The 21,508-nt window shown below is 61.8% G+C and carries 18 protein-coding genes; 7 read left to right on the top strand and 11 right to left on the bottom strand.

Annotated features, from left to right (window positions below; translation table 11 throughout):
* Nucleotides 1-15: 15 nt before the first annotated feature.
* Nucleotides 16-1,392 (bottom strand): signal recognition particle protein, encoded by a 1,377-nt coding sequence (gene ffh, locus PSH78_RS05535; RefSeq protein WP_135843856.1) that lies wholly within the window; start codon nucleotides 1,390-1,392, stop codon nucleotides 16-18.
* Between the two features lie 206 nt (nucleotides 1,393-1,598).
* Here ffh and PSH78_RS05530 point away from each other — a divergent pair, with 206 nt between their 5' ends.
* The 7 genes from PSH78_RS05530 (at nucleotide 1,599) to cmoB (ending at nucleotide 10,467) form a co-directional block, all read left to right on the top strand.
* Nucleotides 1,599-2,411, top strand: a complete 813-nt coding sequence (locus tag PSH78_RS05530; protein ID WP_305499026.1) for an inner membrane protein YpjD — start codon at nucleotides 1,599-1,601, stop codon at nucleotides 2,409-2,411.
* A gap of 12 nt (nucleotides 2,412-2,423) precedes the next feature.
* A complete protein-coding gene (locus tag PSH78_RS05525) occupies nucleotides 2,424-3,662 on the top strand; it encodes an HlyC/CorC family transporter (RefSeq protein ID WP_305499025.1) in 1,239 nt (412 codons plus the stop codon).
* A gap of 408 nt (nucleotides 3,663-4,070) precedes the next feature.
* Nucleotides 4,071-5,384: an MFS transporter gene (locus PSH78_RS05520; protein WP_305499024.1), complete on the top strand. Its 1,314-nt coding sequence runs from the start codon at nucleotides 4,071-4,073 to the stop codon at nucleotides 5,382-5,384.
* A 149-nt stretch (nucleotides 5,385-5,533) separates the two neighbouring features.
* Complete coding sequence (lon, locus tag PSH78_RS05515) at nucleotides 5,534-7,948, top strand: endopeptidase La (protein ID WP_305499023.1); 2,415 nt, start codon at nucleotides 5,534-5,536, stop codon at nucleotides 7,946-7,948.
* 209 nt (nucleotides 7,949-8,157) lie between these two features.
* Nucleotides 8,158-8,550, top strand: coding sequence for a protease inhibitor I42 family protein (locus PSH78_RS05510; protein ID WP_305499022.1), 393 nt, complete (start codon nucleotides 8,158-8,160; stop codon nucleotides 8,548-8,550).
* A 220-nt stretch (nucleotides 8,551-8,770) separates the two neighbouring features.
* Nucleotides 8,771-9,514: a carboxy-S-adenosyl-L-methionine synthase CmoA gene (gene cmoA / locus PSH78_RS05505; RefSeq protein ID WP_305499021.1), complete on the top strand. Its 744-nt coding sequence runs from the start codon at nucleotides 8,771-8,773 to the stop codon at nucleotides 9,512-9,514.
* Nucleotides 9,511-10,467 carry a tRNA 5-methoxyuridine(34)/uridine 5-oxyacetic acid(34) synthase CmoB gene (cmoB, locus tag PSH78_RS05500; RefSeq protein ID WP_305499020.1) on the top strand — a complete coding sequence of 319 codons (957 nt, stop codon included), beginning with the start codon at nucleotides 9,511-9,513 and terminating at the stop codon, nucleotides 10,465-10,467. The genes cmoA and cmoB overlap by 4 nt, the downstream gene beginning before the upstream one ends.
* A gap of 128 nt (nucleotides 10,468-10,595) precedes the next feature.
* Here cmoB and tadA read toward each other — a convergent pair whose 3' ends face one another.
* The 10 genes from tadA to cyoB all read right to left on the bottom strand — a co-directional run bounded on the left by tadA (nucleotide 10,596) and on the right by cyoB (nucleotide 21,508).
* Nucleotides 10,596-11,093: a tRNA adenosine(34) deaminase TadA gene (gene tadA / locus PSH78_RS05495; protein ID WP_305499019.1), complete on the bottom strand. Its 498-nt coding sequence runs from the start codon at nucleotides 11,091-11,093 to the stop codon at nucleotides 10,596-10,598.
* Nucleotides 11,093-12,469, bottom strand: a complete 1,377-nt coding sequence (locus tag PSH78_RS05490; RefSeq protein ID WP_305499018.1) for a multicopper oxidase family protein — start codon at nucleotides 12,467-12,469, stop codon at nucleotides 11,093-11,095. The genes tadA and PSH78_RS05490 overlap by 1 nt, the downstream gene beginning before the upstream one ends.
* 126 nt (nucleotides 12,470-12,595) lie before the next feature.
* The gene (locus PSH78_RS05485) at nucleotides 12,596-13,120 is read right to left on the bottom strand and encodes an AlpA family transcriptional regulator (protein ID WP_305499017.1); all 525 of its coding nucleotides are present in this window, start codon (nucleotides 13,118-13,120) and stop codon (nucleotides 12,596-12,598) included.
* A 505-nt stretch (nucleotides 13,121-13,625) separates the two neighbouring features.
* A complete protein-coding gene (guaA, locus tag PSH78_RS05480; RefSeq protein WP_305499016.1) occupies nucleotides 13,626-15,203 on the bottom strand; it encodes a glutamine-hydrolyzing GMP synthase in 1,578 nt (525 codons plus the stop codon).
* Between the two features lie 79 nt (nucleotides 15,204-15,282).
* Nucleotides 15,283-16,752, bottom strand: a complete 1,470-nt coding sequence (gene guaB / locus PSH78_RS05475) for an IMP dehydrogenase (protein ID WP_305499015.1) — start codon at nucleotides 16,750-16,752, stop codon at nucleotides 15,283-15,285.
* 292 nt (nucleotides 16,753-17,044) lie between these two features.
* A complete protein-coding gene (locus PSH78_RS05470; protein ID WP_305499014.1) occupies nucleotides 17,045-17,593 on the bottom strand; it encodes a sugar ABC transporter ATPase in 549 nt (182 codons plus the stop codon).
* A 69-nt stretch (nucleotides 17,594-17,662) separates the two neighbouring features.
* Nucleotides 17,663-18,430, bottom strand: a complete 768-nt coding sequence (locus PSH78_RS05465; RefSeq protein ID WP_305499013.1) for a sulfite exporter TauE/SafE family protein — start codon at nucleotides 18,428-18,430, stop codon at nucleotides 17,663-17,665.
* A 157-nt stretch (nucleotides 18,431-18,587) separates the two neighbouring features.
* The gene (gene cyoD / locus PSH78_RS05460; RefSeq protein WP_305499011.1) at nucleotides 18,588-18,917 is read right to left on the bottom strand and encodes a cytochrome o ubiquinol oxidase subunit IV; all 330 of its coding nucleotides are present in this window, start codon (nucleotides 18,915-18,917) and stop codon (nucleotides 18,588-18,590) included.
* A complete protein-coding gene (cyoC, locus tag PSH78_RS05455) occupies nucleotides 18,917-19,531 on the bottom strand; it encodes a cytochrome o ubiquinol oxidase subunit III (protein ID WP_305499010.1) in 615 nt (204 codons plus the stop codon). The genes cyoD and cyoC overlap by 1 nt, the downstream gene beginning before the upstream one ends.
* Before the next feature lie 3 nt (nucleotides 19,532-19,534).
* Nucleotides 19,535-21,508, bottom strand: a complete 1,974-nt coding sequence (gene cyoB / locus PSH78_RS05450) for a cytochrome o ubiquinol oxidase subunit I (RefSeq protein ID WP_305499009.1) — start codon at nucleotides 21,506-21,508, stop codon at nucleotides 19,535-19,537.

Here is a 21,508-nt window from a genome sequence, read left to right as displayed (position 1 = left end):
GCCGGCGCAGATTCTTTACATTTTCGGCATACCGCCGCCGGGCAACATACCGCCCATGCCGCGCATCATCTTGGCCATCCCGCCTTTGGCGGAGAACTTCTTCATCATCTTCTGCATCTGCTTGTGCTGCTTGATCAAGCGGCCGATGTCCTGCACCTGCGTGCCGGAACCCATGGCGATACGACGTTTGCGCGAACCGCTGATCAGGTCAGGGTCGCGGCGCTCGGCCGGGGTCATGGAGTTGATGATGGCCTCCATCTGCTTGAACTGCTTCTCGGCCGCGCCCTGTGCATTGCCCATTTGCGCCAGGTTCACGCCACCGATGTTCGGCAGTTTGTCCATGAGGCCGCCGAGGCCGCCCATGTTCTTCATCTGTTGCAGCTGGTCGCGGAAGTCTTCGAGGTCGAAGCCCTTGCCCTTCTTCAGCTTCTTGGCGAGTTTGTCGGCCTTATCCTTGTCGAGGGTCTGTTCGGCCTGCTCGATCAGGCTGAGCACGTCGCCCATGCCGAGGATACGCGAGGCGATACGCTCGGGGTGGAACGGCTCGAGCGCCTCGCTCTTCTCGCCCATACCGATGAACTTGATCGGCTTGCCGGTAATCGCGCGGACCGACAGCGCGGCACCGCCACGGGCGTCGCCGTCGACCTTGGTCAGGATCACGCCGGTCAGCGGCAGTGCGTCGCCGAAGGCCTTGGCGGTGTTGGCCGCGTCCTGGCCGGTCATGGCGTCAACCACGAACAGGGTTTCCACCGGGTTGATCGCGGCGTGCAGCGCCTTGATCTCGCCCATCATCTCTTCATCGATGTGCAGGCGACCGGCGGTGTCGACGATAACCACGTCGATGAACTTGAGCTTCGCTTCCTTTATAGCAGCCTGGGCGATGTCCACCGGCTTCTGGCTCAGGTCGGACGGGAAGAACGTCACGCCGATGTCGTTGGCCAGGGTTTCCAGCTGCTTAATCGCCGCCGGGCGGTAGATGTCCGCGGACACCACCATCACCGACTTCTTCTTGCGCTCTTTAAGGAAGCGCGCCAGCTTGCCGGCAGTGGTGGTCTTGCCCGCGCCCTGCAGGCCGGCCATCAGCACGACCGCCGGAGGCACGGCGCTCAGGTTGAGGTCTTCGTTGGCGGCGCCCATCAGGCTTTCGAGTTCGGCCTGGACAATCTTCACGAAGGCCTGGCCCGGCGTCAGGCTGCGCGACACTTCGGTGCCGACGGCGCGTTCCTTCACCGAATTGACGAAGTCCTTGACCACCGGCAGGGCGACGTCGGCTTCGAGCAACGCCATGCGCACTTCGCGCAGGGTGTCTTTGATGTTGTCTTCGGTCAGTTTCGCCTTGCCGGTGACATGGCGCAGCGTCTGCGAGAGACGGTCGGTTAGGTTTTCAAACATGCGCGATCCTTTCAGGCCCAGATAAGACCGGGATAATGGCGGCCCAGACCGTGAAATATGTGCTCGGCGAGCCTGCGGCGTGGGCAGGTCGCGGATTATAGCGAAGAAGCGTGCGACGTACACCTCGCCGTCGGTTGCGGTGGTCTTTCGTGCGGTGGGGGTTCTATGCCAAACTCAGCGCCTTTCGGGCTTGCCTAACAGGATTTATGCTCCCCTTGTCACCCAGTTTGCTTGCTTCCCTCGCCGCCGCTTGTCTTTATGCCGCTGCGACCTTCTATCAGGGCACCCGCCTGGCCTCCGGCGCCAAGGCGAACAAGCGCCTGCTGGTCACGCTCGGCGTGCTGGCGGTGCTCGTCCACGCGGCCAGTCTTGTCACCCACCTGATGACGCCGATCGGCCTGGGCCTGGACTTCTTCAATGCCGCCAGCCTGATTGCCGTGGCCGTGATTGCCCTGACGCTGCTGGCCTGCTCGCGCATCCCCGTGGAAAACCTGCTGGTGCTGCTGTTCCCGCTGGGACTGGCCACGGTGCTGCTGGCGCAGTTCGCGCCGTCGGGTACCGTGCAGATCATCGACGAAGAGCCAGGCATCCTCGCTCATATCCTGTTGTCGATCCTCGCCTACGGCCTGTTCACCATCGCGGTGTTCCAGGCCTTGCTGTTGCTGGTACAGGACCATCAGCTCAAGCACAAGCACCCGTCCGGGCTGATCCGCAATTTTCCGCCGCTGCAAACCATGGAAAGCCTGCTGTTCGGTTTCCTCTGGGCCGGCTGGACGCTGCTGTCGCTGTCGCTGATTTCCGGCTGGCTGTTCGTCGAAAACCTGTTCGCCCAACACCTGGTGCACAAGACATTGTTGGCGTGCCTGGCGTGGATCGTGTTCAGCGTGCTGCTGTGGGGGCGTAATCGTCTCGGCTGGCGGGGCCACAAGGCAATTCGCTGGACCCTGGCCGGATTCTGCCTGCTGATGCTCGCCTACTTCGGCAGCAAGCTGGTCCGCGAATACATCCTGCATGTCTGACGGACGACACTGATGGATAGGCTGCCCTTGGGGCCATTGTTTGCGGTCATGGTCGTACTGATCCTCTGGTCGGCGCTGTTCACGGCCATCGAAGCGGCCCAACAGTGTCTGCTCGCGCAGCGCAGAGCGTCGCGCGTTGGCGACAAGCCACTGGCGAAGCTGAAGTTCCCTATCGCCAGTCTGATCCTGACTAACACCCTCTGTCGTGCCCTGGCCGTGGTGATCGGCACCTGGCTGGCAATTTTTACCTGGCTGGAAAACGGCCCATGGCTGGCATGGCTTGGCAGCAGCGCAACCTTGCTGGTTTTTGCCGACTACCTGCCTCGCACCGTGGCGGCCCGCCACCCTGACGCCGTGCTGGGCCTGGGTAACAGCCTGCTCGCCCTGCCGCTGAAGATTGTCTACCCGGCCGCCTGGCTGCTCGATGGTTTCAGCCAGTTGCTGCTGCGCCCCTTTGCCCGCAAGACCGGCACCGTCCAGCACAGCGACGATGAGATGCCCGCACCGGCCCGTGCTGAACATGAACAGGAACACAGCGGCCGGGTTCATCCGGTATCCGGTATCCATGCGCTGGACAACATCACCGTGAACGACATCCTCGTGCCCCGCAGCGAGGTGGACGGGATCAACCTCGACGACCCCATCGGCGAGATCATCGAACAGCTGCGCCTGAATCGTCGGACCCGACTGCCGGTGTTCCACAGCGATATCAACCAGGTCGAAGCGGTGCTCAATACTCGCCAGATCCGCCACCTGCTGGCGGACGCGAGCCTGACCAAGGAAGCGCTGCTGGCGGCCTGCCACGAGCCGTACTTCGTCCCCGAGAGCACGCCGCTGCAACTGCAGTTGCTCAACTTCCACAAGCAGCAGCGACGCCTGGGCATGGTGGTGGATGAATACGGTGAAGTGCTGGGCATCGTGACTCTGGAAGACATTCTCGAGGAAATCGTCGGCGAGTTCGAAAGCGAGCACAGCCTCGACAACCCCCATGTCCATCCCCAGCCCGATGGCCGTCTGATGATCGAAGGCGCGGCGTCGATCCGCGAGTTGAACAAGACCCTCGGCTGGCACTTGCCTTGCGATGGCCCGAAGACGCTCAACGGCCTGGTCACCGAAGCGCTGGAAACCATTCCCGAAAGCCCGGTCTGCCTGAAAATCGGCCGCTACCGGCTGGAAATCATCGAGACCGTCGACAACCGCGTCAGCCAGGTGCTGGTGTGGCATAACAGCTCGGTGCCCGCTGCTATCTAACCGCCGTACCCGTGGCGAGGGAGCTTGCTCCCGCTGGGCGGCGCAGCAGCCCCAAAGCATCCACCCCAACCTGCCTGACACACCGAGTGCTCAGGTTTCAGGGCCGCTCCGCGCCCCAGCGGGAGCAAGCTCCCTCGCCACAAAAGCCAAGCACACGCTTCGATATTGTTTGCAGGCTCTCTTGTCGATTCGTTAGCCCCCTTCCTATACTCAACCCGCTTACCCAGCCCCGCCCGAACCCAGTGCCTACCCGGCACTCAGACCGTTCCGGGCAGTCCACCGGCAATATCCGCTGCAACCCTGCGACTGTTCCTACCCGAAACAGCGACAGCGCCCCAACCCACATCCCTGGGTGTTCGACCATAATAATTCGCTCCAACGGAGCACATGACTGTCAGGGATAACCGCATGACCACCACCACTTGCAATGACGCCGTGGCGAACCAACCGACCAACTCGGCCACCCGCGTGGCAACCGCGAGTTTCATCGGCACCGCCATCGAGTTCTACGATTTCTACGTCTACGCGACCGCTGCCGCCCTGGTGATCGGGCCGGTATTCTTTCCGCAAACCTCGGGCACGGCACAGATGCTGTCGTCCTTCCTGACGTTCGGCATCGCCTTCCTCGCCCGCCCGCTGGGCTCGGCGCTGTTCGGCCATTTCGGCGACCGGATCGGGCGCAAGTCCACCCTGGTGGCGTCGCTGCTGTTGATGGGCGTGTGCACCACCCTCATCGGCGTGCTGCCCGGCTACGCCAGCATTGGCGCGTGGGCGCCGATTCTCCTGTGCCTGCTGCGTTTCGGCCAGGGCCTGGGGCTGGGCGGCGAATGGGGCGGCGCGGCGCTGCTTGCCACCGAGAACGCCCCGAAAGGCAAGCGCGCCTGGTTCGGCATGTTCCCCCAACTGGGCCCCTCCATCGGCTTCCTGGCGGCCAACGGCCTGTTCCTGACCCTGGCCATGACCCTCGACGACGAGCAGTTCCGCTCCTGGGGCTGGCGGATTCCGTTCCTGCTGAGCGCCGCCCTGGTCATCGTTGGCCTTTATGTGCGTCTCAAGCTCCATGAAACGCCGGTCTTCGCCAATGCCGTGGCCCGTCAGGAACGGGTGAAGATCCCGCTGGTCGAGCTGTTCGGCCAGTATTGGGCGCCAACATTGCTCGGCGCGGCCGCGATGGTGGTGTGTTACGCCCTGTTCTACATCTCGACGGTATTTTCCCTGAGCTATGGCGTGTCCACCCTCGGCTACAGCCGCGAGACCTTCCTCGGCCTGCTGTGCTTTGCCGTGCTGTTCATGGCCGCCGCCACCCCGCTATCGGCCTGGGCCAGCGATCGCTACGGGCGCAAACCGGTACTGGTTATCGGCGGCGTCCTGGCGATTGCCTCGGGCTTCCTCATGGAACCGTTGCTGACCCACGGCTCCACTGCTGGCGTGGCATTGTTCCTGTGCATCGAACTGTTCCTGATGGGCGTGACTTTCGCCCCCATGGGTGCGCTGCTGCCGGAGCTGTTTCCGACACACGTGCGCTACACCGGCGCGTCGGCGGCCTACAACCTGGGCGGCATCGTCGGTGCGTCGGCGGCACCGTTCTTTGCCCAGAAACTGGTGGCGATGGGCGGCTTGAGCTACGTCGGTGGATACGTTTCCGCAGCGGCGGTGCTCAGCGTGATCGCGGTGCTATGCCTGAAGGAAACGCGCCATAACGACTTGAATCGCATCGGTTGAAGGGGGTGGCGAGGGATGATTCCCTCGCTACATCAACCTGTCGCCAGCCTGAACGCAGGCCATTGAAATAACCCCTGACAATTATCCAGCATTGAAACAACCCCTCACCTGCCCCATCTAAGACCCATACTCCATTGCGCAGGTGCCCCATGAGCGACCAGCACTCGACCGAAGCCAACAACGAATACGCAGATTCAGAACACATCGAACACACCGTTTCCGGTACGGGCCTGGCCCTGCCCGGCCAGAGCCTGCCGGACAAGGTCTACATCATCCCGATCCACAATCGTCCGTTCTTCCCGGCCCAGGTACTGCCGGTCATCGTCAACGAAGAACCGTGGGCCGAGACCCTGGAGCTGGTGGCCAAGTCCGATCATCATTCCCTGGCGTTGTTCTTCATGGACACGCCTCAGGAAGACCCGCGCCACTTCGACACCTCGAAACTGCCGCTGTACGGCACGCTGGTGAAGGTCCACCACGCCAGCCGTGAAGGCGGCAAATTGCAGTTCGTTGCCCAGGGCCTGACCCGCGTACGCATTCGCACCTGGCTCAAGCACCATCGCCCGCCGTACCTGGTGGAAGTCGAATACCCGCATCAGCCAAGTGAGCCGACCGACGAGGTCAAGGCCTACGGCATGGCGCTGATCAATGCGATCAAGGAACTGCTGCCGCTCAACCCGCTGTACAGCGAAGAGCTGAAGAACTACCTCAACCGCTTCAGCCCCAACGACCCTTCGCCGTTGACCGACTTTGCCGCCGCGCTCACCTCCGCCACCGGCAGTGAATTGCAGGAAGTGCTCGATTGCGTGCCGATGCTCAAGCGCATGGAAAAAGTCCTGCCGATGCTGCGCAAGGAAGTCGAAGTGGCGCGACTGCAGAAAGAGATTTCCGCCGAGGTCAACAGCAAGATCGGCGAACATCAGCGCCAGTTCTTCCTCAAGGAGCAACTCAAGGTCATCCAGCAGGAGCTGGGATTGACCAAGGACGATCGCAGCGCCGACCTGGAACAATTCGAGCAGCGCCTGGAAGGCAAGGTACTGCCGGCCCAGGCACAGAAACGCATCGAAGAGGAAATGAACAAGCTCTCGATCCTGGAAACCGGCTCGCCGGAATACGCCGTCACCCGTAACTACCTCGATTGGGCAACATCGGTGCCGTGGGGGGTGTATGGCCAGGACAAACTTGACCTCAAGCACGCCCGCAAGATTCTCGACCAGCACCACGCTGGCCTGGACGACATCAAGGACCGCATCCTGGAGTTCCTCGCGGTGGGCGCCTACAAAGGCGAGATCAGCGGTTCGATCGTCTTGCTGGTCGGTCCACCGGGCGTGGGCAAGACCAGCGTCGGCAAGTCCATCGCCGAATCCCTCGGACGGCCGTTCTATCGTTTCAGTGTCGGCGGCATGCGCGACGAGGCCGAGATCAAGGGCCACCGACGCACCTACATCGGCGCCCAGCCGGGCAAGCTGGTGCAGGCGCTCAAGGACGTCGAAGTGATGAACCCGGTGATCATGCTCGACGAAATCGACAAGATGGGCCAGAGCTACCAGGGCGACCCGGCTTCCGCGCTGCTGGAAACCCTCGACCCGGAACAGAACGTCGAATTCCTCGACCACTACCTGGACATGCGCCTGGACCTGTCGAAAGTGCTCTTCGTGTGCACTGCCAACACTTTGGACTCGATTCCCGGCCCGCTGCTGGACCGCATGGAAGTGATTCGCCTGTCGGGCTATATCACCGAAGAAAAAGTCGCCATCGCCAAGCGCCACTTGTGGCCCAAGCAACTGGCCAAGGCCGGCGTATCCAAGGGCAGCCTGAGCATCAACGAAAGCGCCCTCAAGGCACTGATCGACGGCTATGCACGGGAGGCCGGCGTCCGTCAGTTGGAAAAACAGCTGGGCAAACTGGTGCGCAAGGCGGTGATGAAGCTGATCGACGAGCCGAAAGCCGTGATCAAACTCGGGCCGAAAGATCTCGAGGCCTCGTTGGGCAAACCGGTGTTCCGCAACGAGCAGGTGCTGTCCGGCATTGGCGTGATCACCGGCCTGGCCTGGACCAGCATGGGCGGCGCGACCCTGCCGATCGAGGCAACGCGTATCCATACGCTCAATCGCGGCTTCAAACTCACCGGGCAACTGGGCGAAGTGATGAAGGAATCGGCTGAAATTGCCCACAGCTACGTCAGTTCGCACCTGAAGCAATTCGGCGGTGATCCGAAGTTCTTCGACGAGGCTTTCGTTCACCTGCACGTACCGGAAGGCGCCACGCCCAAGGACGGCCCGAGTGCCGGCGTGACCATGGCCAGCGCCCTGCTGTCCCTGGCGCGCAACCAGCCGCCGAAGAAAGGCGTGGCCATGACCGGCGAGCTGACCCTGACCGGGCATGTCCTGCCGATTGGCGGCGTACGCGAAAAAGTCATTGCGGCGCGCCGGCAGAAGATCAATGAACTGATCCTGCCGGAGGCCAACCGGGGTAACTTCGAGGAACTGCCGGACTACCTCAAGGAAGGCGTCACGGTGCATTTTGCCAAGCGGTTTGCGGATGTGGCGAAGGTGTTGTTCTGACGGTCCTGTAGCGCCTATACCGGCGCCTTCGCGAGCAGGCTCGCTCCCACAGGGAAATCGGTGTGGATCACGAATCAAGTGAACGACACAAATCCACTGTGGGAGCGAGCCTGCTCGCGAATGGCCTTCAGCATCAACACACCCTCATCTGACACACCCGGTAGCATCTTCGGTTATGCTCGCCGTTCGTCGTGAACGCCGGAGCCCTTATGTCTCTCACCCGCCTGCTCGTACCCGTCAGCCTCGCCTTGTTGAGCGCCTGTGCCATGCAACCGAAACACAACGTGACGGTGGAGAAAACGGGCCAGTGCCCGGTTCGGCTCAATAATGGGCAGACCTTGATCCTGAGCCTGCCGACCAACCCCAGCACCGGCTACCGGTGGACGGTCCAGGATTCAGCCGGCGGCGTGTTGAAGGCATTGGGCCCGGAGGTCTATCGCAACCCGGAAGACGCCGGCATCGTCGGCGCCGCCGGGGTGTCAACCTGGCGCTTCCAGGCGTTCAACGCCGGCACCGGGCGGTTGCGCCTGACTTATCAACAGCCCTGGGCGCCCGAAGTACCGCCCGTGGAAACCTTCGACTGCGCCATTTCGGTGAATTGAACGTGGGTTGGCTGATACTCGTGCTGATGGGTGCGGCCACCTTTCTCCATCAAAAACATCACTAGACAGAGATTGAATGTGCGAGCGAGCCTGCTCGCGACAGCAATCTGTCAGCCAACCGAACGACTGGCTGAACCATCGCCATCGCGAGCAAGCTCGCTCCCACAGGTTTTTTGGTTAAAATGCCGGCCTTTTCACTATCCCTGCCGCCGGAACCGTCGTGAGCAAAGAACCCGATCGCCTATTCGCCCAGCCCTTGGCCCAGGTGCCCGACTTCGCCTTCAATGAAGACGTGGTGCGAGTGTTCCCGGACATGATCAAGCGCTCGGTGCCAGGCTACCCGACCATCGTCGAGAACCTCGGCGTGCTCGCCGCACAGTTCGCCCAGCCCAACAGCGTGCTGTATGACCTCGGTTCGTCCCTGGGCGCGGTGACCCAGGCGCTGCGCCGTCATGTGCGCACCGACGGTTGCCGGGTGATCGCGGTGGATAACTCGGCGGCCATGGTCGAGCGCTGCCGCGAATACCTCAACGGCCAGGACTCGATGTTCCAGGAGCTGTTGCCGGTGGAAGTGATCGAAGGCGACATCCTTGCGCTGGCGTTCCAGCCGGCCTCGGTGGTGGCGTTGAACTTCACCCTGCAATTCATCGCACCCGAACAACGCACCGCGTTGCTGACCCGTATCCGTCAGTCCTTGCTGCCCGGCGGCGCCTTGATCCTCTCGGAAAAACTGCGCTTCAACGATGCCGAGGAACATGCCCTGCTGACCGACCTGCACGTGGCGTTCAAGCGCGCCAACGGCTACAGCGAACTGGAAATTGCCCAGAAACGCAGCGCCATCGAAAACGTCATGAAGCCCGACAGCCTCGAAGAACACCGCGAGCGCCTGCTGGCGGCCGGCTTTTCGAAAGTCGTGCCGTGGTTCCAGTGTCTTAACTTCGCCTCGTTGATTGCCTTGCCATGATTGATCTGTCCCCCCTCGCCCGCCATCTGGCCGGCACGCCCCTGGCCGACTGGGCCGCGACACTGCAAACGCAGCTCGATATCAAGATGGAAAAGGGCCACGGCGACCTGGAGCGTTGGCAAAGCGCCCTCGATGCGCTGCCAGCCTTGCAGCCCACCACCGTGGATCTGCTGAACGGGCTGACGCTGGACGCGGATTGCCCTGACGAAACCCGCGCCCAGATGCGTACCGCGCTGATGGGTCTTTCTCCGTGGCGCAAGGGCCCGTTCGATCTGTTTGGCGTGCACGTGGACACCGAATGGCGCTCGGACTGGAAATGGTCACGCGTCGCCCCGCACCTGGACCTCAAGGGCAAGCGCATCCTCGATGTCGGCTGCGGCAACGGCTACTACATGTGGCGGATGCTCGGTGCCGGCGCGGACACGGTGATTGGCGTCGACCCGAACTGGCTGTTCTTCTGCCAGTTCCAGGCGGTGCAGCGCTACCTGTCACAGCCCAACGCCTGGCACCTGCCGTTCCCATTCGAAGCTCTGCCGCCGGAGCTGGAAGGTTTTGACACGGTGTTCTCCATGGGCGTGTTCTACCACCGCCGTTCGCCGATCGAGCATCTGTTGGCCTTGAAGGACTGCCTGGTAAAAGGTGGTGAGCTGGTGCTGGAAACCCTGGTGATCGAAGGCGACGAACACCAGGTGCTGGTGCCCGAGGACCGCTACGCGCAGATGCGCAACGTCTGGTTCCTGCCGTCGGTCCCGGCCCTGGAACGCTGGCTACGCCGTGCCGGGTTCAGCGATGTGCGCTGCGTGGACGTCAGCCTGACGACCGTGGAGGAACAGCGCGGCACCGAGTGGATGAAGTACCAGTCGCTGAGTGATTTCCTCGATCCTGCCGACCACAGTAAAACCATCGAAGGAATGCCGGCGCCGATGCGGGCGGTGATTGTGGCGCGTAAGTAACCCAAATCTTTCAAGCACCGGAAATCCTTGTGGGAGCGAGCTTGCTCGCGATGACGGCGGCACATCCAACATGAATGCAAGCTGACCCAACGCCATCGCGAGCAAGCTCGCTCCCACAGGGGCAGTGTTCAGTCTGAAGGCTTTGCTCGCCTGGCCTTGAAAAACTCGCTCAACACCGCGCTGCATTCCCCCGCCAATACCCCACCCTCGAACATCACCCGATGATTCAGAAAACCTTGGCTGAAAAACTGCCCCTGGCTCTGCACGATCCCAGCCTTGGGTTCCAGCGCCCCGTAGACGACCCGCGCGATGCGTGAGTGGACGATGAGGCCGGCGCACATGCTGCACGGTTCCAGCGTCACGTACAGCGTGCTGCCAGGCAGGCGATAGTTGCTCACCGCCTGGGCCGCGGCGCGGATGGCGACCATCTCCGCGTGGGCGCTGGGGTCGTGGCCGCTGATCGGGCAGTTGAAGCCACGCCCGATGATCTCACCGTCGTGCACCAGCACCGCGCCCACCGGGACCTCGCCCAGCGCAGCACCTTGCGCGGCGAGGGCCAGGGCTTCACGCATGAAATCCTGGTCGCGGCTGCGGTCGATGATCCGCGCGGGACGAATCTGGCGCATCACGCCACCTCGATGGCGGCCATCAGGCCGGTTTCCATGTGATCGATCACATGGCAGTGGAACATCCACACGCCGGGGTTATCCGCCACCAGCGCCACCTGCGCCCGCTCGTTCTTGCCCAGCAGGTAGGTGTCGGTGAAATACGGAATGACCTTGTGCCGGTTCGACGCAATCACCTTGAAGCTCATGCCATGCAAATGGATCGGGTGTTGGTACTGGGTCATGTTCTTCAATTCGAAAATATAGCTCTGGCCTTTCTTCAGCGTGGCAATCGGTCGATCGGCGCAGGTCTTGTCGGTGATATCCCAGGCCTTGCCATTGATTTGCCACAGGCTCGGCGGCTTGCCATTGTCGATATTGACCGAGACCGAACCGACCCATTCGAAATTGAAGTTGAGTTTCTCCGCATTGGCCAGGTCCGGCTCGGCCACCGGGTTAGCCGGCAGCGCCGGCGGCCACTGGGTCGGTGCGTCATTGTTGGGCACCGAACGCAGAGTCCCCAGGCGCACCGGGCCATTGCGCAACGACAACTCTTCACCGGCCGGCGGCGCCTTGATCGCCAGGCAGATGCGCATACCCGGGCCCAGCCAGTACTCCTTGCCCAACGGGCGCGGCGCGACGGGATTGCCGTCGAGCGCATAGATCTGCGCCTCGACGCCGGGGATATTGATGCGGTAAGTCAGCGTGTTGTCGAGGTTGAGCAAACGCACCCGGGTAATCTGCCCGGCCGGCAAATCAATCACCGCCTGGGGCACGCCGTTGATCGTCGACAGCCGCCCGGCGGTGCCGCCACGCGCCGCCTCGCGAGGGATGCTGAACGCGACGAACTCGCCCTGCTCATCCACATGCCAACTCTTGAGGCTCAACGTCTGCTCGTATTTGAAGCCGGTAGGCTCACGCTCTTCGATGATCAACGGCCCTACCAGCCCGCGTCCGAGCTCCTCGCTGCTGTTGACGTGCGGGTGATACCAATAACTGCCGGCGTCCGGCACGCGGAATTTGTAATCGAAGTACTCGCCTGGCAACACCGGCAGTTGCGAGACATACGGTACGCCGTCCATCTCCAGCGGCAAGCGGATGCCGTGCCAGTGAATGGTCGTCGCGACCGGCAAATGGTTGATGAATCGCACCCGCAACCACTCGCCCTGGCGCACCCGCAACTCGGTGCCCGGCGCCGACGGACCAAAGGCCCAGGCCTGGGTCTTGTGTCCGGCCACCAGCTCCACATCCAGCGGCGCCGCGATCAGCTCATAGTCGTGACCGGCCTCGGCATCGGCCATCTTGCCCAACCAATACCGCGACGCGCCTCCCGCACCTACGCCAACGACAACAAGACCGGCCAGGCCACCGAGTATTTGGCGACGGGTAAAGGACATGAACGCGACTACCTCTTGAATCTGCGACGGGCCGGTGGGGCCCGGAAAAGGCGAATACGATACACCTGCAATTGAGAAAGATTAAGTGAAGGATTGTCGCGGGCCGCGCTCGGACGATGACCGCTGTCACCCAACCAGCGCTTCCAACTCCTTGGAACCCACCTCGGCTAGCCGTCGGCCTTCCTTCGCAACGTTGACCTGCAAGGCCACCCGGGCCACATCCAACACACCCGAGGCAAACGAATAACTGCCCCGGGCCTGCAGCCAGGTCAGAATGTCCGCCAGATGCCAGATCGATGCAGTGCCCTCATGCACGGGCGTCGGAAAGCTGCCCGGGTGAGTCAACATCAGCTTGCGCATGTTCTGCCGAGACACCCCTATGATCTCGGCGACATCGGTCAGCCCGACCAGATCAGGCGCAACCTCGATCAGTCTGGCCGACGGTACCGCGCGACGAACGTCCTCTAGCGCGCCAAGCACCGCGTCAGCGGCATCAGGCGCATCGCGAGTGAACTCAAGCGCCAGCCGCCCTGGCTGTCCGATACCTACCAGGGCATCGTCACACCCCGCTTCGCCCAACCGCTCAACCAGTTCCTCCATGGCACAGCCGTCGTCGGCAAGCTGATATTTCAAGGTAAAGATGAATTCCATTGTTCTATTCCTGCCTGAGCGCTTCTTCGAGCTCTTTCTTCGGGTGCGAGGGACGAATCATCCGTGATCTCCAGTATTCGCGCGGCCGGAAAGGTTGTCAACCGACAACCTCGTTCACTTCGAGTGGCTGCGATACCCGCACGGCCATAACGCCCGATGATAAGCGCGTCTCGGCGCTCACTGAGACGGCAATCGTAGCGAAACGTGACGGGGAAACTGCATGGCAGAGGCCTTCGACGGGCTTTCCCGGGCGATATCGACCAATCACACCAATACCCACGCCCGCGTGAAGGCATCGATGATGCTGTGCCTGATCCTGGCAGCTAACGATTAGGGAGGGATAAAAACGATTAGATAACAAGAGCTGTGCGCAAAAACGATTATTTCAACAACCGGCTCGTCAGAGCTGAGAAAGAGGCTGAACCCGCCCCTTTCTCCCTCCGATCACAAAATCGACGTTGCATCGACTCAGGACAACAGGGGGGTTACCCCTGTTGAGGTTCGGTTATTCCCACTCAATCGTCGCCGGTGGCTTGCTCGACACGTCATACGTGACGCGGGAGATGCCTTCGATTTCGTTGATGATGCGCCCGGACACGGTTTCCAGCAGTTCATACGGCAGGTGTGCCCAGCGAGCGGTCATGAAGTCGATGGTTTCCACGGCGCGCAGGGCCACGACCCAGGCGTAGCGACGGCCATCGCCGACCACGCCGACCGATTTCACTGGCTGGAATACCACGAATGCCTGGCTGACCTTGTGGTACCAGTCGGCCTTGCGCAGTTCTTCGATGAAGATGTGGTCAGCGCGACGCAGCAGGTCGGCGTATTCCTTCTTCACTTCGCCGAGGATCCGCACGCCCAGGCCCGGGCCGGGGAATGGGTGGCGGTAGACCATGTCGTAGGGCAGGCCCAGTTCCAGGCCGAGGCGACGCACTTCGTCCTTGAACAGTTCGCGCAGCGGCTCGACCAGTTTCAGGTTCATCTCTTCCGGCAGGCCACCGACGTTGTGGTGGGACTTGATCACGTGGGCCTTGCCGCTCTTGGCGCCGGCCGACTCGATCACGTCGGGGTAGATGGTGCCCTGGGCCAGGTACTTGATGTTGTCCAGCTTGCAGGATTCGGCATCGAACACGTCGATGAAGGTGCGACCGATGATCTTGCGCTTCTTTTCCGGGTCGGACTCGCCGGCCAGGTTATTCAGGAACTGCTCTTCGGCGTTGGCGCGGATCACCTTGACGCCCATGTTCTCGGCGAACATGGCCATCACTTGCTCGCCTTCGTGCAGGCGCAGCAGGCCGTTGTCGACAAAGACGCAGGTCAGCTGGTCGCCGATGGCCTTGTGCAGCAGCGCGGCAACCACCGAGGAATCGACACCGCCGGACAGGCCGAGCAATACGTTGTCGGTGCCGACCTGGGCGCGAACCTGGGCGATGGCATCTTCAGCGATCTTGGAAGGCGTCCACAGGGCTTCGCATTCGCAGATGTCGAGGATGAAGCGCGACAGGATGCGGCCGCCCTGCTTGGTGTGGGTCACTTCCGGGTGGAACTGTACGCCGTAGTAGCGGCGATCGTCGTTGAACATGCCGGCGATCGGGCAGCTCGGGGTGCTGGCGAGGATGTGGAAATCTTCCGGCATCTTCGTGACCTTGTCACCGTGGCTCATCCACACGTCGAGGCCGAACAGGCCGTCGGCGTCGATGTGGTCTTCGATGCCGTCCAGCAGGCGGCTCTTGCCGACCACGTCGACGCGGGCATAACCGAACTCACGCAGGTCGGAACCTTCGACCTTGCCGCCCAGTTGCTCAGCCATGGTCTGCATGCCGTAGCAGATGCCGAACACCGGTACGCCGAGGTCGAACACCGCTTGCGGGCAGCGCGGGCTGTCGGCTTCGTGCACGGACTCGGGGCCGCCGGCGAGGATGACGCCTTTGGGAGCGAACTCGCGAATCGCTTCTTCATCCATGTCGAACGGATGCAGCTCGCAGTACACGCCGATTTCACGCACGCGGCGGGCGATCAGCTGGGTGTACTGGGAACCGAAGTCGAGGATCAGGATGCGGTGAGCGTGAATGTCGAGGGCCATGACTCATTCTCATGTAGTGAATCAGAAACAACTCGGGGCTGAATGAACAGCCCCGGTGATTAACGTTTTGCTGGAAGCCTTAACCTACACGGTAGTTCGGCGCTTCCTTGGTGATCTGTACGTCGTGGACATGGGACTCGGCCATGCCGGCGCCGGTGATGCGCACGAATTCCGGCTTGGTGCGCATCTCTTCGATGTCCGCGCTGCCGGTGTAGCCCATGGAAGAACGCAGGCCGCCCATCAGTTGATGGATGATCGCGCTCAGAGTGCCCTTGTACGGCACGCGACCTTCGATGCCTTCCGGCACCAGCTTCTCGGCACCCGCGGAGGAGTCCTGGAAGTAACGGTCGGAAGAGCCCTGGGCCTGGGACATGGCGCCCAGCGAACCCATGCCGCGATAAGCCTTGTAGCTACGGCCCTGGAACAGTTCGATCTCGCCCGGCGCCTCTTCGGTACCGGCGAACATCGAACCCATCATCACGCAGTAGGCACCGGCGACGATGGCCTTGGACAGGTCGCCGGAGAAGCGGATACCGCCGTCGGCGATCAGCGGCACGCCAGTGCCTTCAAGGGCGGCGGCGACGTTGGCGATGGCGCTGATCTGCGGCACGCCGACACCGGCAACGATGCGGGTAGTGCAGATCGAGCCTGGGCCGATACCGACCTTGACCGCGTCGGCGCCAGCTTCGGCCAGGGCCTTGGCGGCTTCGCCGGTGGCGATGTTGCCGCCGATCACCTGTACGTCAGGGAAGTTCTGCTTGACCCAGCGAACGCGGTCGATCACGCCTTTGGAATGACCGTGGGCAGTGTCGACCACCACCACGTCAACGCCTGCATTGACCAGGGCGGCGACGCGATCGCCGGTGTCCTTGCCGGTGCCGACCGCCGCGCCAACGCGCAGACGACCCTGGTCGTCCTTGCTCGCCAGCGGATAAGCCTTGGCTTTTTCGATATCGTTGACGGTCATCATGCCTTTGAGGGCGAACTTGTCATCGACGATCAGCACGCGCTCGATGCGGTGCTTGTGCAGCAATTCACGGACTTCGTCCTTGCTGGTGCCTTCCTTGACCGTGACCAGACGCTCTTTCGGCGTCATCACCTGGCGAACGCTGGCGTCCAGGCGATTCTCGAAACGCACGTCACGGGAGGTGACGATGCCGACCAGGTCGCCATCGTGCAGCACCGGAACGCCGGAGATGTTGTGCATGCGGGTCAGTTCGAACAGATCCCGGACCGTGGCGTCAGCCTCGATGGTGATCGGATCCTTGACCACGCCAGCCTCGAACCGCTTGACCTTGCGCACTTCGGCGGCCTGCTGTTCGATGGTCATGTTCTTGTGGATGATACCGATACCGCCTTCCTGGGCCATGGCAATGGCCAGACGGGCTTCGGTCACGGTGTCCATGGCGGCGGAAACCAGCGGGATATTCAGTTCGATGCCACGGGTGAGACGGGTTTTGAGACTGACTTCGTTAGGCAGTACCTCGGAATAACCGGGCACTAGGAGAATGTCGTCGAAGGTCAGAGCTTCTTGGCTGATACGCAGCATCGCGGGGGCTCCCGAGCGGGAAAATGGAAGCGCGCCATTATACTCATGGACCCCGTCTGGCTCAATGTAAAACTCTGTCTATTATTGGCGGGGTGATTGAGGGGCTGAAACCACAGTCCTTGTGGTACACCAAACCCTGTGGCGAGGGGATTTATCCCCGCTGGGGCGCGAAGCGGCCCTAAACCCAGGCCCTGCGGGACATCGGGCAGATTGAGTCGACTGCTTTGGGACTGCTGCGCAGTCCAGCGGGGATAAATCCCCTCGCCACAAAAGCATCCTGTGATGTACCTATCTACAACTCCACCCTCACCCAACTCACCGGCTGGTCCAGCCAATCGGCGAACTCATCGATGAACTCCTGCCTGAACCCCGCCTCCAGCCAGTTATTGAAGATGAAGCCCAGGTTGGAGAAGGCGCAGGGCTGCAGGAACAGGAACCCGTTGATGTCATCCTCATGCCCGCATTCAGGGCAGGTGAAGTTGTCGGTGCGACCCGGCATCCACTCCTCCAGGCTTTCGAACAGCGCTTCGCCAATTTCCTTGCGGCACTCGGCGCAGCCGGCCTCTTCAAGAAAACCCTTGGCCGGCGTGTAGATGCAGCGCTTGGTGATGATCTCCAGGCCGTTGACCGGCTCGCCGAACGGCAACGCGTCGGGATGCAGGACCACCTGGCGGGCGCCGGGAGCGATGGCGTGGGCCATGCGATTGCCAGTGCGACCGCAAGTGGTCAATTGCTCTTCGACGATGTTCTTGCGCACCAACCAGCGCACGATCGCCCGAGCCCGGGGCTCGTGAACCGGCAAGGTGGAAATTTTCGGGACGATGATGCTTTGCGAATTCATGGCGAGGCCTGGCTGTTTCCCTGGCGGGTCTTGTAAAAGGCCGGCAGCTTAATCTCTGGCCCGGCCAGGTCAAGCACTCAGATAGCGCCCGATCAATGCCAGGCCGCTGGCGAGCACCAGCCAGGTGACCAGTCGCACAAACGCCTCTCGCGACATCTTCATGGTCAAGCGGCGCCCAACCCACAGCCCTAGCGCCATGGCCGGCAACAAACACAGCGCCAGTACCAGCAAGGGTAGCTCGGCATACACCCCGGCGACGACGAACAGGCTCAAGCGCACCACCGTGCTGCAACTGATCAGCGCACTCTGGGTCGCCCGGGCCGCCTCCTTGGACAGGCGGCTGTTGAGGTAGATGGCATATAAAAAGCCACCGCTGCCGAACAACGCGCCGAACAATCCGCCGACCGTGCCCATCGGCAGCGCCCACAGCGCCGACAGCTGCGTCGGTCGGGTCTTTATCCACAGGCTGTAGATCGCATAGGCGCTGATGAACAGGCCCATCAACAACAGCAACAGGTCGGATTTGAGGTTGAGCAGGAAAATCACCCCGAGGGTGCAACCCACCGCCATGCACGGCAACAATCGCAGCAACTCGGGCCGGGCGACGTCCCGACGCGATGGCAACAAGTTGCCGAATGCCGCGACAAAATCCAGCAGCACCAGCAGCGGGATGATTTTCGCCAGTGGCATGTACAGCAGCAGGATAGGCGCGGCCACCAGCGCCGTGCCGAACCTGGCGATGCCGAACACGATGTAGGCCAGGGTAATGGCCAGCCCGATCACCAGCCATTGCGTGGGGGCGAAAGCCCACTCACCCAACCACGAGAAAAGATCCATCCGGCACGTCCTTGTCGAGAGCACCGGCGACTTTAGCCAGATTTATTGCGGCATATCCACTATTACCGTGGCGCGCCATCGCGAACACCTGGCTTGCCGCAGGCGCCTGCGTGCCAGGTGCCCCCTGCGCTCAATGCGCTCAATGCGCTCAATGCGCTCAATGCGCCAGCATGTTGTGATGCACGCTGTACATGATCCACAGCGACAGCCCCACCAACAGCGCAATCACCACGGTCGAGAACACCAGGGCCGTCAGGTTCCAGCGTTGTTGCGATGAGAAGTTCAAATGCAGGAAATAGATCAGGTGCACAACGATCTGGATCACCGCAAAGATCGCCACGATCCCGGCCGTCAAGGGCTTGGGCAATGTGGGATACATCACCAGGGCGAACGGGATAACGGTGAGGATGACCGACAGAACGAAACCGGTGAGGTAGGATTTTGCGCTGCCGTGGCTGGCATCGACGCTGCTTTGATGACTGCTCATTACATCACTCCAAACAGATAGACCACGGTAAACACACAGATCCAGACCACGTCGAGGAAGTGCCAGAACAGGCTCAGGCAGCCCAGGCGGGTGGCGTTGACGGTGGTCAGGCCGTTGCGTTGCACCTGGAACATCAGCACGGCCATCCACAGCAGCCCCGTGGCGACGTGCAGGCCGTGAGTACCCACCAGCGTGAAGAAGCCGGTGAGGAAGGCGCTGCGGCTGGGGCCGTAGCCTTCGGCGATGAGTTTCTGGAACTCATGGATTTCCATGCCGATGAACGCCAGGCCCAGGACGAAGGTCAGGCCGAGCCAGGCCAATACCCTCTGCTTGTTCCCGGCGCTCAGCGCGAGCATGGCGAAGCCGTAGGTGATGCTGCTGAACAGCAGGATGAAAGTTTCCGTGAGGACGTAGGGCAATTCGAAGATATCGGCGGCGCCGGGCCCGCCGGCGACGCTCTGACCGAGTACCGCATAGGTCGCGAATAGCGTCGCGAACAGAATGCAGTCGGTCATCAGGTAGATCCAGAACCCGAACAGGGTCATGGAGCTTGCGTCCGAGTGACCGTGTTCGGATTCCGGCGCGGTGGCGTGTGGCTGAACGAGATTGGACATGGATCAAGCCTCCGCCAGTGCCTTGATACGTTGGTTTTCGATGCGCGCTACCTCTTCGGCGGGCACGTAGTAATCGATGTCGTCGTCGGCGCTGCGCCAGATCACCCCACCGATGGTCGCGACCAGCCCGACGATGGCCAGCCACCAGATATGCCAGACCAGGGCGAAGCACATGATCAGGCTGAACAGGCTGATGACCAGGCCCATCGCGGTGTTGCGCGGCATGTGGATGGCTTGGAAGTCGGCTTCGACGGCGGTCTTCTGGCCGCGCTCCTTCATGCCCCAGTAGGCGTCGATGCCCTCGACCACCGGTTGTTGGGCGAAGTTGTAGAACGGCGGCGGCGAGGCGGTGGACCATTCCAGGGTGCGACCGTCCCACGGATCGCCTGTCAGGTCACGGTTCTGGTGACGCTGGCGAATGCTGAAATAGAACTGCAGGATCTGGCAGACCACGCCGCAGAGGATGATGCCGACGCCGAGCAACTCCAGCTCCAGCCAGGGCCGCCATTCGGGTACGTCGAAATGGTTGAGGCGCCGGGTCATGCCCATGAAGCCAAGGAAGTAGGACGGCATGAAGGCGAAGTAGAAACCGATGATCCAGCACCAGAACGCTGCCCGGCCCAGGCGATCGTGAAGCTTGAAGCCGAACGCCTTGGGGAACCAGTAAGTCAGTCCACACAGGTAGCCGAACACGGCGCCGCCGATGATCACGTTATGAAAGTGCGCGATCAGAAACAGGCTGTTGTGCAGCAGGAAATCCGCCCCGGGCACCGCCAGCAGCACCCCGGTCATGCCGCCGATGCTGAAAGTGACAATGAAGCCGACGGTCCACAGCATCGGCGTTTCGAAGCGCACGCGCCCGCGATACATGGTGAACAGCCAGGTGAATATTTTCACCCCGGTGGGCACGGCGATGATCATGGTCATGATGCCGAAGAACGCGTTGACGCTCGCCCCCGAGCCCATGGTGAAGAAGTGGTGCACCCAGACGATGAACGACAGGATGGTGATGACAATCGTCGCCCACACCAGCGAGTGATACCCGAACAGACGCTTGCGGCTGAAAGTGGAAGCCACCTCGGAGAAAATACCGAACGCCGGCAGGATCAGGATGTATACCTCCGGGTGGCCCCAGGCCCAGATGAGGTTGACGTACATCATCGGGTTGCCGCCCAGCTCGTTAGTGAAGAAGTGCATGTCCAGATAGCGGTCGAGGCTGAGCATGAACAGCGTCGCGGTGAGGATCGGGAACGACGCCAGAATCAGCACGGCGGTACACAGCACCGTCCAGGTGAACACCGGCATGCGGAAAAGGGTCATGCCCGGCGTGCGCATTTTCAGGATGGTGACGAAGAAATTTACCCCGGTGAGCAGCGTCCCGACGCCGGATATCTGCAATGACCATATGTAGTAGTCCACCCCGACCCCGGGGCTGTAGGACAACCCGGATAACGGCGGATAGGCGACCCAACCGGTGCGCGCGAACTCGCCGATCGCCAGGGAAATATTCACCAGCATCGCGCCGGCCACGAACAGCCAGAAACTCAACGCGTTGAGGAACGGGAACGCCACGTCCCGGGCGCCGATCTGCAACGGCACGACGATGTTCATCAAGCCCACCACCAGCGGCATCGCCATGAAAAAAATCATGATCACGCCGTGGGCAGTGAAGATCTGGTCGTAGTGTTCCGGCGGCAGGTAACCGGGCGAACCGTCGGACGCCATGGCCTGTTGCGTGCGCATCATGATCGCGTCGGAGAAACCGCGCAGCAGCATTACCAGCGCCACGACGATGTACATCACGCCGATGCGCTTGTGGTCCACCGAGGTAAACCACTCTTTCCACAGATAGGTCCATTTGCGGTAGTAGGTGATGGCGCCCATGCCGGCCAAGGCGATCAGGCCCACCACTGCCAGCGTCCACATGATGATCGGCTCATCCGTCGGGATCGCCTCAAGCGTCAGTTTTCCAAACAT

Origin of the sequence: Pseudomonas sp. FP198 (assembly GCF_030687895.1) — a bacterium.
In the GTDB taxonomy this organism is placed as follows: domain Bacteria; phylum Pseudomonadota; class Gammaproteobacteria; order Pseudomonadales; family Pseudomonadaceae; genus Aquipseudomonas.
Note: the sequence above shows the minus strand (reverse complement) of the source record. Positions and strands in the feature narration are given on the sequence as shown.